Consider the following 15482-nt stretch of genomic DNA (forward strand, 5'->3'; position numbering starts at 1 on the left):
ACCCACTGCGCGTCAGGCCGGCGCCGCATCCAGCACATGAAGGCTGGTCGTGACCTCGCCGTTCCAGCTCTCGGCCCGCAGCGTCCCCGCCAAATGTAGCGGCCGGCCCCGCGCGCCCAGCAGCAGCTCCGCCAGCGGCCCTTCCTTGGCACGGAAGCACACGGCCTTCAGCCGCCCGCCTCCTTCGCCCTCCAGGAACAGCCGGATGGTGTTGCCCTCCTTGCCCACCCGGTCTGCACGGACGACCCGCGCATGGCGGATGGCAAACAACGGCTCCTCATTGCCGGTGCCGAAGGGCGCCAGCCGCCCGATCTGCTCCGCCAACGCCGTGTTGGCCGCCGCCACCGAAAGCGTTCCCTCCACGACCAGCGCCGCCACTCCTGGCAACCCGCCGGGCACGGCCAGTCGCTCGTTCAGGAAGGCGTGCACGGCTTCCTGCCGCTCGGCGCGGAAGCTGAACCCCGCCGCCATTGCATGCCCGCCGCCGGTCTCCAGCAGCCCCGCCTGGCGCGCCGCGATGATGGCGGCCCCCAGATCCTGCCCGGGCACCGATCGCCCCGATCCCTTAGCCAGCCCGCCCGTCACGCCCGCGACGAGAACCGGCCGGTTGAACCTCTCCTTCACCCGCCCGGCGACGATCCCGACCACCCCGGGATGCCACCCCTCGCCAAGGATCAGCAGCACCGGATGGCCCGCCGCCACGTCCCGCTCGGCCATGGACAGCGCGGTCCCCATCACCTCCGCCTCCACCTCCTGGCGGCGCCGATTGGTCGCGTCCAGTTGCTCGGCCACCGTCCGCGCCTCCAACGGGTCCGTCTCGAGCAGCAGCCGCAGCGCGAGATCCGCCTCCCCGATCCGGCCGGAGGCATTAATGCGTGGCCCCAACCCGAAGCCGAGGGAATGCGCCGTCGGCACATCCTTCACACCCGCCACCTCGAGCAGCGCCGCGATCCCCGGCCGCGCCCGACGCGCCATCACCCGCAGCCCTTGGGCCACGAACGCGCGGTTCAGCCCCGTCAGCGGCATCACGTCACAGACCGTCGCCGTGGCGACGAGGTCGAGCAGGTCGAGCAATGGCGGCTCCGCCCGTCCGTCGAAGAAGCCGGATTTCCTGAGGCTCCGATGCAGCGCCACCGCCGTCATGAAGCACACGGCTGCCGCGCAGAGCGTCCGCAGCCCCGAGCCGCAATCAAGGCGGTTCGGGTTGACCGTCGCCAGGATCGCCGGCGGCGGCCCCTCCGCCTTGTGGTGGTCCAGCACCACCACATCCGCCCGGCCCCGCGCCGCGTCCAGCGCTTGATGCGCTGCAATCCCGCAATCGACGCAGACGATCAGCGTCGCCCCCGCATCGCACAGCGCGGCAACAGCCGGCGCATTCGGCCCGTAGCCCTCCTTGATGCGGTCCGGCACGTAATGCGTCGCCGGCACGCCGAGGTCACGCAGCACCTGCGTCATCAGCGCCCCGGCGCAGGCTCCATCCGCGTCGTAATCAGCGAATACCGCCACATGCTCGCCCGCGCGCACCGCCGCGGCCAGCCGCTCGGCCGCCAGCTCCATGTCCCGCATCGTGGACGGATCGGGCATCAACGCCCGAAGCTTCGGCTCCAGGAAGTCCTGCGCCGTCTCCACCCCGATCCCGCGCGCGGCCAGAAGCCGCCCGACGATCTCCGGCACGTCCAGACGCTGGGCGATCGCCAGCCCGACTCGCGCATCCCCTTCGCGCCACACCCAGCGCCGCCCAGCCGCGCTGCGCTCGACGCCGAGCACGGCACCGGGCTCAGCGCCAGGCGCCGCTGGGAGAGATCCCTTGGGCAATGCCCCGTCAGGCAATGAAGGCGTTCGGCTTGAGGGTGAAATTATGGTGCCCCTCGATGTACCGAACGGTGCCGGTCTTGCTCCGCATCACGATGGAATGCGTCACCGCTCCCGCCGCATGCCGCCGCACGCCGCGCAACATCGCGCCCGTGGTAACGCCCGTTGCCGAGAACATCACGTCGCCCCGCGCCATGTCCTCCACGTTGAAGATGCGGTCGGGATCGGAAATCCCCATGGACTTCGCGCGCTCGCGCTGGGTGTCATCCTCATAGATCAGCCGCCCCTGCATCTGCCCGCCAATGCAGCGCAGCGCCGCGGCCGCCAACACGCCCTCCGGCGCTCCACCCCAGCCGAGATACATGTCCACCCCGGCTTCCGGCTGCGAACAGGCCACCACGCCCGCCACGTCGCCATCGGGGATCAGCATGATCCGCGCCCCGGCCTCGCGGCAGGCGCGGATGATGTCCTTGTGGCGGTCGCGGTCCAGCGTGCAGACCACCAGATCCTCGATCTCCGCCTTCTTCGCGCGCGCCAGGTTTCGCAGGTTCTCCAGCGGGCTGGCATCGATATGCACCACCCCCTCCGGCAACCCCGGGCCGACGGCGATCTTGTCCATGTAGATGTCGGGCGCGTGCAGGAACCCGCCCTTCTCCGCCACGGCCAGGGTCGCGATGGCGTTCGGCATGCCGCGCGCGCAAATGGCAGTGCCTTCCAGCGGGTCAACCGCGATGTCCACCTCGGGCCCGCCGGCGCCCACCTTCTCGCCGATATAGAGCATCGGCGCCTCGTCCATCTCCCCCTCACCGATCACCACGGTGCCGGAGATGGCGACGCTGTCGAAGGCGCGGCGCATGGCGTCCACCGCCGCACCGTCCGCGCTGTTCTTGTCCCCCCGCCCGATCCAGCGGGAGGCCGAAAGCGCCGCCGCCTCGGTCACGCGCACCAGCTCCATGGCCAGGTTACGGTCGCTCTGCAGCGGCGCGTTGGGATTGATGGTCGCGGGCTCGGTCATGGGGTTTCGATCCGTATCAGGGCAGGAGGTTCAAGCACGGCGTCGAGCGCCGCGATGCGGGCGATGGCCTCGCGCATCGCGGACTCGCGCGATTCATGGGTGGTGAGGACGACGGGAACCGCCTCCCCGGGCGCGCGCCCGCGCTGCAGCATGGATTCCAGGCTGATCCCGGCATCCCGGAGCGCGCCGGTGACATCCGCTATCACCCCGGGCCGGTCCACCACCATCAGCCTGAGGTAATAGGCCCCGGAATGCCGCTCGATGCCCACCGAGGGCAGCGCCGAGAAGGACTCTGCGCCCCAGACCGGCGTATGCCGCCCGCGCGCGATGTCGATGAGATCGGAAACCACGGCGGAGGCTGTCGGCCCTGCTCCAGCCCCGCGCCCGACCAGCACCACGCGCCCGACATGGTCACCCTCGGCCACCACCGCGTTGTAAACGCCATCCACCGTCGCGACCGGGTGGGACGCCGGCACCATGCAGGGATGCACCCGCGACTCCACGCCCGCTTCGCCACAGGAGGCAATGCCGAGGAGCTTAATGCGATATCCCAGCTCCTCCGCGAGCCGGATATCCAAGGCTGAGATCGCCCGGATCCCCTCTACATGCACCGCACCGAAGTCCACCGGCCGTCCGAAGGCCAGCGCCGCCAGGATCGCCAGCTTATGCGCCGCGTCGATCCCATCGACGTCGAAGGTCGGGTCAGCCTCGGCATAGCCGAGCTTCTGCGCCTCGCTCAGCGCCTCCGCGAACTCACGGCCGCGCTCGCGCATCTGCGTCAGGATGTAGTTGCACGTCCCGTTCAGAATGCCGGTCACGCGGGTGATGCGGTTGCCCGCCAACCCCTCGCGGATAGCCTTGATGGCCGGGATGCCGCCCGCCACCGCCGCCTCGAAGGCCAGCGGCACGCCCGATCTCGCGGCAAGCTCCGCCAGTTCCGCGCCATGGATCGCCAGCAGCGCCTTGTTGGCCGTGACCACCGGCTTGCCCGCAGCCAGAGCCGCCTGGATCAGCGCCCGCGCCGGCCCCTCGCTGCCGCCGATCGTCTCGACGATAACGTCCACCGCCGGATCATTCGCCAGCGCCACGGCATCGTCATACCAGCGCAGCCCGTCCAGCCCGATGCCGCGATCCCGCGTGCGATCGCGCGAGGACACTGCCGTCACCGCAATCCGCCGCCCGGCTCGCGCGCCCACGATCTCCGCATTCTGCCGCAGCAGCCCGAGCACACCCGCGCCGACGGTACCAAGGCCGGCAACACCGACCGCGAGAGGACGGGTCATGCGCGCACCGCGTCCTCTTTGGCGCCCTCATCCATAGCGGGCGCGACATTGTCGCCCTGCAGGAAGCTTTTGATCCCCCGCAGCGCCTGGCGGATGCGGTGGTTGTTCTCCACCAGCGCGATGCGGACATGATCGTCGCCGTGCTCGCCGAAGCCGATGCCCGGCGCCACCGCCACCTTCGCCCGCGCCAGTAGCAGCTTGGAGAACTCCACGCTCCCCAGATGCTTGAACCGGTCTGGGATCGGCGCCCAGAGGAACATCGAGGCATCCGGCGAGGGCACGTCCCACCCCGCCGCGTGAAGCCCCTTCACCAGCACGTCGCGCCGGTCCTTGTACAGAGCCCGCATCTCCGCGATGCAGTCTTGCGGCCCATTCAGCGCCGCGGTTGCCGCCACCTGGATCGGCGTAAAGGCGCCGTAGTCGAGATAGGACTTCACCCGCGTCAGCGCCGCGATCAGCTTCGGGTTTCCCACCGCGAAGCCCATGCGCCAGCCCGGCATGTTGTAGGTCTTGGACATGGAGGTGAACTCCACCGCCACATCCATCGCGCCCTCCACCTCGAGCACGGAGGGCGGTGGCACGTCGCCGTAATACAGCTCGGCATAGGCGAGGTCGGACAGGATGTAGATCTCATGCCGCCGGCAGAAGGCCACCAGTTCGCGATAGAACTCGATGGAAGCGGTCAGCGCCGTCGGATTGGACGGGAAGTTGACGATGACGGCCGTCGGCTTCGGCACGGAATGCCGCACCGCGCGGTCGATCGCGCGCAGCATCTCGTCATCCGGCGTATAGGGAATGCTCCGCACCGAAGCGCCCGCAATCAGGAAGCCGAACTGATGGATCGGATAGGACGGGTTCGGCACCAGGATCGTGTCGCCCGGGGAGGCAATGGCCTGCGCCAGATTCGCCAGCCCCTCCTTCGAGCCGAGCGTCGCGATCACCTCCGTCTCCGGGTCCAGCTTCACCCCGAAGCGGCGAGCGTAGTACGCCGCATGGGCCTTCCGCAGCCCGGGAATGCCTTTGGACGCCGAGTACCGGTGCGTCCGCGGGTCCTGTACTGCCTCGATCAGCTTGGCCACGATGTGCGGCGGCGTCGGGCTATCCGGATTGCCCATCCCGAGATCGACGACATCCTCGGCCGCTCCACGCGCCTTCGCCTTGGCAGCATTCACCTCGGCAAAGACATAGGGCGGCAGGCGGCGGATGCGGTGGAACTCGTCGGTCATGGCGTCGGGTGCTCGGTGTCGGCAGGGGTTTGCAGCAGCGGGGGCCAGGATAGCGGCGGCGGTCAGAGGCCGCGAGGCGCGATCGGCGCGAAGCTGGGCGGCGCCGCCAAATTGGGGGCGGAGGGAATGTTCAGCTCGGGCGGCGGCGCGGCCGGGGCGCTCTCCCCGATAGAAGGCGCCTCAGTGCCAGGCAGCAGCACCGTCGCCGTTCCGGAGCCGATTGCGGGCGCTGGCGCCAGGCGGGGCGGTGCCGGCGGCGCGGCGGGCACCACGGCCATCCCTTCGGTTGCCGGCCGGTCCGGCACGGGCGCGCCGGGAGTCGGCGGGTTCGCCGCCGCCGCGCGGTTGGCCGCCAGCAGGTCCGACAATTCAGAGCGCATGGAAGCCGGGCCGCGATCCGGCCGTTGCGGCACACTGCCAAGATTCGGGCTGCGCTCCTGCATGCCCGGCGGCAGCGGCCGCCCCTGAAGCGCATCGCCGGAGAGCTGGCGGTAGAACTCGAAGGGGCTCTCACCCGGTGAGCCCACGCAGCCGCCAAGCACCAGCGACGCGGCGGCTGCGGCGGCGCGAACAGCCATTCGAGCCGCCGGGCGCGCTTGTCCTGCCCCGTCGCGGTCCCTAGCTTTGTCGCGCCGGACGAAATCCGTCCGGGACGGCATGGCCCCTAGCTGCATCGCACGCTCCTCACCCCAGGGGTTTGCCGCAGAACGGCGCCCGGCGGAAGCCACGCCGGGAGATGCCGCGAGGACGAGGCCGGGGCGACCGGCCCCGAAGCAACGGGCTGACGGCGCGGGCCGCCATTCGGCCCGCCGGGATCCGGCCGCCGCACGGGCCAGGGAGAGACGGTGAGATGAGCCAGAAGCCGACAAAAGGCCGCACCCCGCCCAGGGAGACCGAGGAGGTCGCGAGAGCCGGCGCCGCCGCTCTGGGCGGCGAGGAGCAGGCCAGCCCGCCCGCGCCCCGGAAGGCCAAGCCCGCCCCATCCCAGCCCGCCATTCCTACCCCCGAGATCCAGGCCCCGATGGTGCTGGCCCACCCGCCCGGCGCCCCGGTCCCGGCCGCCGAGCCGGAGGCGTCCCGCCTCGCCATGGCCATTGCCGCCTCTTCGCCCGCGCCGGAACTCACGCCCGCCGAACCCTCGCGTGAGGCTCCCCCGGCGCCGGCCGCAGCCCAGCGCGGCCCAACCCCGGTCGCTGAATCCCATCCCGTCCAGGCTCCGCCCACCGAAGCTCAACCCAGCCAGGCTCAGCCCGACCAGGTCCCACCCGCAGCCGCACCGGTAGGCACCACGCGGCCCCAATCTGCGCCGGCTCCCGAGAAGGCCGCCGCCTCCACTGCCGCCGAAGCGGCCTTCCGCCTCCCCGACCCCGCCCTGGTCAGCCGCACCATGGCCGACGTCGCCGAGCGCGGGCAGCGCATTGTCACTGAGTTCCTCCGCCGGCAGAGCACCAATGAGGGCCGCCCCAATCCCGATCCGATGAACATCGGCAGCGCCTTCCTGGAGATGACGGCGCGGCTGATGGCCAACCCCGCCGGCATTGTGCAGGCCCAGATCGGCTTCTGGCAGGACTATCTCACCCTCTGGCAGAACACCGCCCGCCGCATGATGGGCGGCCAGACCGAGCCCGTCATCGCCGAGCGACGCGGCGATAAGCGCTTCAAGGACGACGCCTGGCGCGAGAACGAGGTCTTCGACTTCATCAAGCAGTCCTACCTGCTCTCGTCGCGCTACTTCACCAACGTGGTCCATGGCGCGGAAGGCCTGAACCCGAAGACCGCGCAGAAGGTCGATTTCTACACACGCCAGTTCGTCGACGCGATGAGCCCCACGAATTTCTGGCTCACCAACCCCGAGGTCCTGCGACGCACCGCCGAAACCGGCGGCGAGAACCTGCTCAAGGGCCTCTCCAACCTCCTCACGGACTTGGAAAGGGGCCACGGCAAGCTGCGCATCAACATGACTGACGAGCGCAAGTTCACCATCGGCGAGAACATCGCTGTCACGCCCGGGAAGGTGGTTTACCGCAACGCGCTGATGGAGCTGATCCAGTACAGCCCCACTACGGAAACGGTGATGAAACGCCCGTTGCTGATCCTGCCGCCCTGGATCAACAAGTTCTACATCCTCGACCTGCGCCCGAAGAACTCCTTCGTCCGCTGGGCCGTCTCCCAGGGCCATACCGTCTTCGTTTGCTCCTGGGTGAACCCGGACGAATCCCTCGCCGAGATGGGCTTCGACGATTACATGCGCCTAGGCCCCTACGCCGCGCTCGATGCGATCGAGCAGGCAACCGGCGAGCGCCAAGTCAACGCGATTGGCTACTGCCTGGGCGGCACCCTGCTCGCCTCCACCCTGGCCCATATGGCGAAGCGGCAAGACCACCGCATCGCCTCCGCCACCTTCTTCACCACGATGCTGGACTTCGAGGAGTCCGGCGAGTTGGGCGTCTTCATCGACGAAGAACAGCTCCAGGCGCTCGAAGCCAAGATGAGCCAGCGCGGTTTCCTCGAAGGCTCGGAAATGGCCGACACCTTCAACATGCTGCGCGCCAACGACCTCATCTGGTCCTTCGTCGTCCAGAACTACCTGCTGGGCCAGGAACCCTTCCCCTTCGACCTGCTCTTCTGGAACGGCGATTCAACCCGCATGCCCGCGAGGATGCACAGCTTCTACCTGCGCCGCATGTACCAGCAGAACGACCTCGTGCGTCCCGGCGGCATCGAGCTAGGCGGCGAGGCGCTCGACCTGCGCGACATCACCCTGCCCACCTACATCCTTGCCACGCGCGAGGACCACATTGCCCCCTGGAAAAGCAGCTACCGCGCGACGGGCCTCTTCTCCGGCCCGGTCCGCTTCGTCCTCGCCGCCTCCGGCCACATCGCTGGCGTCGTGAATGCGCCCGACAGCGGCAAATACAGCCACTGGGTCGGCACCAGCAACGCCCCGGGCGCCTTCCCCGCCGACCCCGCCGAGTGGTTCGAGCACGCCACCGAGTTCGCTGGCTCCTGGTGGCCGGATTGGCAGCGTTGGATTACCGCGCAGGATCGCAGCACCGTCCCGGCCCGCGAGCCCGGTTCAGGCGCCCTGCCAGCGCTTGAGGACGCGCCCGGCAGTTATGTGAAGGTGATGGCGGGCGACTAACCCCGCCATGCCAGCCTCTGACGAAGATCTGGCAGGCCAACCACATCGCCGGGTGGTGGAACGAACCACTGCCCGGCCACTTCGGCCGAGGCAGAAGGCGTTCTAGTACCGTTGGCCTGACGAATGCTTCAGGCACCCCGGGGGCGCCGCAGGCCAGCCCCCGCTGAACGTCCTAGATCCCGAAAGGCATGGTCCCGCGCCCACCGCGATCCGCCGGCACGGGCGTGTCGAACCCGGCCGCCCAGCCATTCGTCTCGTCCAGCAGCCGAACCGCGGCGGCCAGCGCACCGCTGGCGATCTCCCCCTGCGGCAGCGGCCCCGAATCCGAAAGCCGCGCCAGCGCCGCCGCACCACCGCGCGGGAACAGCGCGGAAGGCAGCGCAGCCTCCGCTGCCGCCCGGTCGCCGCGCGCCAGAGCCCGGTGCGCCATCGCCAGCGCAGCCGCAAGTCGCGGAGAGGCCGCCAGCGGATCGGCCCCCAGCGCCCCCCGCATCTCGTCCCGCGCCAGCCCGATCCCGGCCCGTGCATCCCCCGGCACGGGCGCCCAGCGGGGGTTGGACATCAGTTCCACAGCCATCCACTCCAGCAGCGCCGCCACCCGCGCGACCCGCACCGGGTTACCGGAGATGCCAGCATTCGCGCCCTGCAGCCCCTGTTCCAGCACGGCAACCGCCGCCCGCCCGGGATCGACATCCGCAGGCACCAAGCCGGGCGGCACGGGCCAGACGAGATTGGGCCGTCGCAGCTCGTCGCAGGCGGCGAGAGGCGGCAGGGCAAGCAGGGCGGCCAGGATTCGGCGCCGCGCGACGGGGGGATTCGCTGTCATCTGTCCGCCAGCTTGCCCCGACCACGCCCCGGCGTCACGGCCCGCCCGCAAGCCCCGATCCGGCTCATTGCAGGTCCTGGTCGTCCGACCGCCCGAACTCCAGATCCTGCTGCGCCCGCCGGGTGGCCTGGTTGGCTTGCGGCAGCCGCGGCAGGGCGGCAAGGCGGGCCAGCGTGTCCGGCGAGAAAACGGGCGAGGAGAGCGCAGCGCCCGCCGCCACCGAATCCCCACGCGCCAGAGCTCCCGCCGCGCCCTCCATTCCTGCGATCACCACGGGCGCCGGCGCATCGGTGGCGATGCCCAGGGCCCGCCGCACCTCCCACCGCGCTGCCGTCAGACCGGGGCCGGTCATCGTGCTATAGATGAAGAAGCTGCGGTCGGCCGGCACGGCGAGCGCCGCCCATTCCAGCCGGCTCACCGCCACCGCCGCATCCGCTGGGCGGCCACGCAGCGCCTCGGTGTTCCCGAAGGCTTCCGCCGCGCCCTCAATCGCGTTCAGCCCGGGATCGCGCGTCCCCTGCCCCGCCAGCGGCGGCACGGGCAGTACATCCCCCGCCGGATCCGCCGCGCAACCCGCGACGGCGAATACCAGCATCAGGATAAGATGACGCATTCGATCCCCTCCGGCACCGGCGTCACCCCTGGGAAAATCCCGGCCTAGGGCGCACCATCACCAAGGCTGGCCCGGTGCTCCCGCGCCAGCTCGACGTAATGGGGCGCGGTCCGGTCCCAGCCGGCCCGCTCCTCCGCCGACATAACGCGTACGAGCCGCGCAGGTGCCCCCAGCCAAAGCTCATTCGGCCCGATCACCTTGCCCGGCGCCAGCAGCCCGCCCGCGCCCAGCATCCCGCCCTCACGGATCACCGCCTTGTCCAGCACTGTCGCGCCCATGCCGACGAAGGCCCGGTCCTCCAGCGTGCAGGCATGGATGATGCACGCGTGGCCGATGGTCACGTCAGCGCCGATCACCGCCGGCATCGTCCCGGCATTCACATGCACGATCGTCCCGTCCTGCACATTGCTGCGCGCGCCGATGCGAATGAAGTTCGTGTCCCCCCGCAGCACACAGCCGTACCAGACGCTCGCTCCCTCCTCGAGGGTAACATCCCCGATCACCGAGGCGGAGGGCGCCACGAAGGCGCCCTCATGGATGCTCGGCCAGCGCCCGCGGAAAGGATAGAGCGGCCCGCTCATGCCGCGCGCCCCAGCCGGTTCTCGGCTTCCAGCCCCAGCATCAGCTCCATGTTCTGAACCGCAGCCCCCGAGGCGCCCTTGCCGAGATTGTCCAGCCGCGCGACCAGCACCGCCTGACCGCGCGCCTCGTTTCCATAGACCCGCACCTCGATCAGGTTGGTGCCGTTCAGCGCCTCCGGCTCGATCTTCCCGCCCACATCGGCCGACACCACCCGCACGAACTCCGCATCCGCGTAATAGGCCGACAGCGCCGCCTCCAACGCGGCAGGGGACGGGTGACCCGTCAGCAGGTCCAGATGCAGCGGGATCGAGACGAGCATCCCCTGACGGAAGTCGCCCACGCTCGGCACGAAGATCGGCCGCCGGTCCAGGCGGGAGTAGTGCTGCAGCTCCGCAAGATGCTTGTGCTCCAGCCCCAGCCCGTACAACTCGAAGGCCGGCGCATCCTCCGCCTCCTCATAGGCGGCGATCATCTGCTTGCCGCCACCGGAATAGCCGGAGACGGCATTCACCGTGAGCGGATAGTCGCGCGGCAGCAGCCCGGCCTCGACCAGCGGCCGAATCAGCAGAATGCCGCCCGTCGGGTAGCAGCCGGGATTCGCCACGCGCGGCGCCGCGGCGATGGCCGCTGCCTGCCCCGGCGCAAGCTCCGGCACGCCATAGACCCAATCCGGATCCACCCGATGTGCGGTGGAGGCGTCGAGCAACCGCGGCGCCTGCGCTCCCAGCCCGGCCGCGACAGCCGTCGCCTCCTTCGCCGCCGCATCCGGCAGGCAGAGGATCACCAAGTCCACCTCGGCGAACATCTCGCGCTTGGCCTCGGGGTCCTTGCGGCGCTCCGCCGGCAGCGAGCGCAGGGCGAGATCGGAGCGGCCGTGAAGACGCTCGATGATCTGAAGCCCGGTTGTGCCGGACTCGCCGTCGATGAAGACGCTCGGAATGCTGCCTTTGGCCATCGGGCCCTCCTTGGGGATCGAAAACTGGGGCTGGGGGTTGCCGAAACGCAAGAGGGGCGGCCCTTGCGGGCCGCCCCTCCAGATGAACAGTCCATGTGCAGGACCGGCGAGACGCCGGACCCGCCCGGCGTCAGCGCTTGCTGAACTGGAACGAACGTCGGGCCTTCGGCTTGCCGTACTTCTTCCGCTCGACCACGCGCGGGTCGCGCGTCAGGAAGCCAGCCTTCTTGAGGATCGGGCGCAGGCCCGGCTCATAGTTGGTCAGCGCGCGGGAAAGCCCGTGCCGCACCGCGCCGGCCTGGCCCGAGAGCCCGCCGCCGACGACCGTGCAGAACACGTCGAACTGCTGGTAGCGATCGGCCACCAGGAAGGGCTGGGCGATCAGCATGCGCAGTACGGGGCGGGCGAAGTACTTCGCCGCCGGCTTGCCGTTGATCTCGACCGTACCCTTGCCGGGCTTGATCCAGACGCGGGCGATCGCGTTCTTGCGGCGGCCGGTCGCATAGGCGCGGCCGAGGGAGTCGCGCTTCGGCTCGCGGGTGATCGCCGCGTTCTCGGGCGAGGCCGGGGTGCCGGCGACGAGATCCTTCAGGTCGGCCAGGGAGGTGGCCGTGGTGGCCGTGGTCTGCTCGCTCATGATCAGGCGGCCTTCTGCGCAGCGGCGACGTTCTTGCGGTTCAGCGCGCCTACATCCAACGCCTTGGGCGCCTGGCCGGCATGCGGATGCTCGGCGCCGGCATAGACATGCAGGTTGCGCATCTGGGCACGGCCGAGATTGTTGCGCGTGATCATGCGCTCCACGGCCTTCTCCAGCACGCGCTCGGGGAAGCGGCCCTCGAGGCCCTCCCGCGCGGTACGGCCCTTGATGCCGCCGGCATAGCCGGTGTGCCAGTAGAACACCTTCTGCTCGGCCTTATTGCCGGTCAGGCGCACGCGGCGGGCATTGATGATGACCACATGGTCACCGCAATCCACATGCGGGGTGAAGGTCGTCTTGTGCTTGCCGCGGAGGCGGTTCGCGACGAGCGCGGCGAGACGGCCGAGGACGAGTCCATCGGCGTCGATCAGGATCCAGTCCTTCTGGACCTCGGCCGGCTTGATCGAGCGGGTCTGGGTTTCGAGCATGTTCTCAAAGTTCAGTTCAGAGGTGAGGCGGGATATGGCCGCCCACGCGCCCACGGTCAAGCAAAACATCTGTGGTAACAGGATACCACATCACCCTGCACCCCTGCCGCACCTGGCCAGTAACCCCCATCTGCGACAGCGATGCGCCGCTGGCTCCTCCTTCTCCTCCCCCCGTTCCTGGTGGCGCTGATCGCCCTGCTCCCCCGCGCGGTGGTTCTCCCTGCCGCCTGGGACCCGACCGCCCCGCTGGACCTGCGCGCCCCGCCTGGCCTGCTGACCCGATACAAGCTCTCCCGCATGGGGCGCGAACCTGGCCTCTGCGCCGCCTCCTTCGCCCTTTCCGGGATTCCGCTCCAGCAACTGCCGGCCCAGCCACTGCGCGACGGCTGCGGCATCGCCGAGCCCGTCCGCCTGCCAGGGGAGCTACGCTACTCCCCCAGCACACCCGTGGTGAACTGTCCTCTCGCCGCGGCCTGGACCATCTTCGAGCGCCACGGCCTGCAGCCCGCGGCTGAGGAGGCCTTCGGCGAGCGCGTCACCGGCATACGCCATCTCGGCGCCTACAACTGCCGCAACATCTACCACCAGGAGCGTGGGCGCCGCAGCCGCCACGCCACCGCGGATGCCCTGGATCTGGCCGGCTTCACCCTGTCCAGCGGCCGCAGCATTGGCCTGCCCAGGGACTGGGACGCCCCCGCCCCTGCCGGGCCCTTCCTCCACGCCGTCCGCGATTCCGCTTGCCGGGTATTCGGCGCCGTCCTCGGCCCGGACTACAACGCCGCCCATCGAGACCATTTCCACCTGGACCGCGGAGGCTGGAGCACATGTCGCTAGAAGGAGGTTCCGTCGCCGTCATCGGCGCTTCCGGCCGCTCCGGTGCCGCCCTCTGCCGCGCCCTGCTTGAGCGTGGCACCCCCTTTCGCCCGGTGGTCCGCAACGCCGCCCGGTGGGCCGCCACTGGCTTGCCCGGAGCACCGGCCCTGGCCGACCTGCGGGATCCTGCGGCCCTGCGCGCGGCGCTCGCCGGCGCCACCCGCATCGCCTCCTGCGCCCATGCCCGCCACGCCCCGGCCATCCTCGCGGCCAGCGAGGCGCCGGTGGTCCTCATGGGAAGCACCCGCCGCTACTCCCGCTGGCGGGACGAGCACGGCGACGGCGTCCGCCGCGGCGAGGCCGCGCTGCTGGAGAGCGGCCGAGCCGGCGTCATCCTGCACCCCACCATGATCTACGGCGCCCAGGGCGAGGACAACGTCCAGCGCCTGGCCGCCCTTCTCCGCCGCCTGCCTGTCGCTCCCCTCCCCGGCGGCGGCCACGCCCTGGTTCAGCCCATCCACCAGTCCGACGTCGCCCGCTCCGTCCTCGCCGCGCTGGACAGAGCCTGGCCGGAACCCCAGGCCATCACCGTCGCAGGCCCCGCTCCCGTTCCCTATGCCGAGTTCCTGGCTGCTGTCTGCCGCGCCGCCGGCTTCGCCCCGCCTCGCGTCATCCCCCTCCCGCTTGCCCCCCTGATCGCCGCCGCCCCCCTGCTGCGCCTGATTCCCCGCCTCCCCCGCATCCGCGCCGCCGAGCTGCGCCGCCTTACCGAAGACAAGGCCTTCAACATTACCGCGATGCGCGCGGAACTCGGCGTGAACCCCATCGGCCTTGAGGAAGGGCTGGCCCTCACCTTCGCCCCGCGCTAGCGAATCCTCAGCACACGCCCACCGGAGCCCCTATGCCCATCATTAACCGCATCGCCGAATTCCACGACGACATGACGGCTTGGCGCCGCGACTTCCACCAGCACCCCGAGCTGAACTTCCAGGAGGTTCGCACCAGCCGCATCGTCGCCGAGAAGCTGCGCGAATTCGGCTGCGACGAGGTGATCACCGGCATCGCCACCACGGGCGTGGTCGGCGTCATCAGGGGCAAGGGCCAGGGCGGCGCCATCGGCCTCCGCGCCGATATGGACGCCCTCCCCATCCTCGAGGAATCCGGCGTCCCTCACGCCTCCACCACCCCCGGCGTCATGCATGCCTGCGGCCATGACGGCCACACCACCATGCTGCTGGGCGCCGCCCGCTACCTGGCCGAGACCCGCAACTTCTCCGGCACCGCCTACATGATCTTCCAGCCAGCCGAGGAGATGGGCGGCGGAGGCGAGGTGATGGTTCAGGAAGGCCTGTTCACCCGCTTCCCGATGGATCGCGTCTTCGGCCTGCACAACTGGCCCGGCGCCCCCGAGGGCACCTTCCTTTGGCGTGTCGGCCCCGTGATGGCCGCCGTCGCCGACATCCGCATCACCATCACCGGCAAGGGCGCCCACGGCGCCATGCCCCATCAGGGGGTGGACCCCATCGTCATCGCCGCGCAGATCGTCACCGCCCTGCAGTCGGTGGTCGCCCGCAACGTCGAGCCTGTGGAGGGTGCCGTCATCACAATCGGCAAGATCGAGGGCGGCATGGCCTTCAACGTCATCCCCGAGGTGGTGAACCTCCGCGGCACCGCCCGCTGGTTCCAGCCCGAAATCGGCGACATCCTGGAAACCAAGGTGAAGGCCCTCGTCTCCGGTATCGCAGAGGCCTTCGGCGCCAAGGCCGAAGTGTATTTCGACCGCATGTACCCCGCCACCATCAACGAGCCGGAGAGCACGGTCCTGGCCGCCGGGGCCGCCCGCGCCGTGGTTGGCGACACCCGGGTGGTCGAACTTGAGAAGCCCACAATGGGCGGGGAGGACTTCTCGTTCATGCTGAACGCCAAAGACGGCGCCTATCTCATGCTGGGCGCCGGCCGCTCGCCGACCGACCCGCAGGTCCATCACCCCCGCTACGACTTCAACGACGCGGTCCTGCCCCTCGGCGCGTCCTGGTGGGCGACCCTGGTTGAAAGCCAAATGCCCCGTCGGGACTGATCACCAGCAACAA

Annotated in this window: 15 protein-coding genes; 4 read left to right on the plus strand and 11 right to left on the minus strand. The window is 70.1% G+C overall.

Going from position 1 to position 15482, the window contains the following annotated elements; translation table 11 throughout:
* Window positions 1–12: 12 nt before the first annotated feature.
* The 5 genes from recJ to ACVBD7_RS09500 all read right to left on the minus strand — a co-directional run bounded on the left by recJ (window position 13) and on the right by ACVBD7_RS09500 (window position 5914).
* Window positions 13–1767 carry a single-stranded-DNA-specific exonuclease RecJ gene (gene recJ, locus ACVBD7_RS09480; protein ID WP_458097234.1) on the minus strand — a complete coding sequence of 585 codons (1755 nt, stop codon included), beginning with the start codon at window positions 1765–1767 and terminating at the stop codon, window positions 13–15.
* A 55-nt stretch (window positions 1768–1822) separates the two neighbouring features.
* The gene (gene glpX, locus ACVBD7_RS09485; RefSeq protein WP_458097235.1) at window positions 1823–2827 is read right to left on the minus strand and encodes a class II fructose-bisphosphatase; all 1005 of its coding nucleotides are present in this window, start codon (window positions 2825–2827) and stop codon (window positions 1823–1825) included.
* Window positions 2824–4110, minus strand: a complete 1287-nt coding sequence (locus tag ACVBD7_RS09490) for a homoserine dehydrogenase (RefSeq protein ID WP_458097236.1) — start codon at window positions 4108–4110, stop codon at window positions 2824–2826. Before ACVBD7_RS09490 ends, glpX begins: the two co-directional genes overlap by 4 nt.
* On the minus strand, window positions 4107–5336 hold the full coding sequence (locus tag ACVBD7_RS09495) for an LL-diaminopimelate aminotransferase (RefSeq protein WP_458097237.1): 1230 nt from the start codon (window positions 5334–5336) through the stop codon (window positions 4107–4109). Before ACVBD7_RS09495 ends, ACVBD7_RS09490 begins: the two co-directional genes overlap by 4 nt.
* A gap of 62 nt (window positions 5337–5398) precedes the next feature.
* Window positions 5399–5914: a hypothetical protein gene (locus ACVBD7_RS09500; protein WP_458097238.1), complete on the minus strand. Its 516-nt coding sequence runs from the start codon at window positions 5912–5914 to the stop codon at window positions 5399–5401.
* A 272-nt stretch (window positions 5915–6186) separates the two neighbouring features.
* Here ACVBD7_RS09500 and phaC point away from each other — a divergent pair, with 272 nt between their 5' ends.
* Window positions 6187–8478, plus strand: coding sequence for a class I poly(R)-hydroxyalkanoic acid synthase (gene phaC, locus ACVBD7_RS09505; RefSeq protein WP_458097239.1), 2292 nt, complete (start codon window positions 6187–6189; stop codon window positions 8476–8478).
* Between the two features lie 172 nt (window positions 8479–8650).
* Here phaC and ACVBD7_RS09510 read toward each other — a convergent pair whose 3' ends face one another.
* From ACVBD7_RS09510 to rplM, 6 genes are all read right to left on the minus strand, one after another.
* Window positions 8651–9304 (minus strand): hypothetical protein, encoded by a 654-nt coding sequence (locus tag ACVBD7_RS09510; protein WP_458097240.1) that lies wholly within the window; start codon window positions 9302–9304, stop codon window positions 8651–8653.
* 64 nt (window positions 9305–9368) lie between these two features.
* Window positions 9369–9917, minus strand: coding sequence for a hypothetical protein (locus ACVBD7_RS09515; protein ID WP_458097241.1), 549 nt, complete (start codon window positions 9915–9917; stop codon window positions 9369–9371).
* Window positions 9918–9961: 44 nt separating this feature from the next.
* Window positions 9962–10498 carry a gamma carbonic anhydrase family protein gene (locus ACVBD7_RS09520; protein WP_458097242.1) on the minus strand — a complete coding sequence of 179 codons (537 nt, stop codon included), beginning with the start codon at window positions 10496–10498 and terminating at the stop codon, window positions 9962–9964.
* The gene (gene argC / locus ACVBD7_RS09525) at window positions 10495–11454 is read right to left on the minus strand and encodes an N-acetyl-gamma-glutamyl-phosphate reductase (protein ID WP_458097243.1); all 960 of its coding nucleotides are present in this window, start codon (window positions 11452–11454) and stop codon (window positions 10495–10497) included. The genes ACVBD7_RS09520 and argC overlap by 4 nt, the downstream gene beginning before the upstream one ends.
* Window positions 11455–11584: 130 nt before the next feature.
* Window positions 11585–12091, minus strand: a complete 507-nt coding sequence (gene rpsI, locus ACVBD7_RS09530; RefSeq protein ID WP_458097244.1) for a 30S ribosomal protein S9 — start codon at window positions 12089–12091, stop codon at window positions 11585–11587.
* A 2-nt stretch (window positions 12092–12093) separates the two neighbouring features.
* Window positions 12094–12579 carry a 50S ribosomal protein L13 gene (gene rplM, locus ACVBD7_RS09535; RefSeq protein ID WP_458097245.1) on the minus strand — a complete coding sequence of 162 codons (486 nt, stop codon included), beginning with the start codon at window positions 12577–12579 and terminating at the stop codon, window positions 12094–12096.
* A 141-nt stretch (window positions 12580–12720) separates the two neighbouring features.
* Between rplM and ACVBD7_RS09540 the strand changes: the two genes are divergently transcribed.
* From ACVBD7_RS09540 to ACVBD7_RS09550, 3 genes are read left to right on the plus strand one after another with little or no spacing between them, the layout of a single operon-like run.
* Window positions 12721–13413: an extensin-like domain-containing protein gene (locus ACVBD7_RS09540; RefSeq protein WP_458097246.1), complete on the plus strand. Its 693-nt coding sequence runs from the start codon at window positions 12721–12723 to the stop codon at window positions 13411–13413.
* Window positions 13404–14261, plus strand: coding sequence for an NAD(P)H-binding protein (locus ACVBD7_RS09545; RefSeq protein WP_458097247.1), 858 nt, complete (start codon window positions 13404–13406; stop codon window positions 14259–14261). The genes ACVBD7_RS09540 and ACVBD7_RS09545 overlap by 10 nt, the downstream gene beginning before the upstream one ends.
* Window positions 14262–14293: 32 nt before the next feature.
* Window positions 14294–15469, plus strand: a complete 1176-nt coding sequence (locus ACVBD7_RS09550; protein ID WP_458097248.1) for a M20 aminoacylase family protein — start codon at window positions 14294–14296, stop codon at window positions 15467–15469.
* Window positions 15470–15482: the final 13 nt, after the last annotated feature.

Source organism: Roseomonas sp. WA12 (assembly GCF_054165765.1).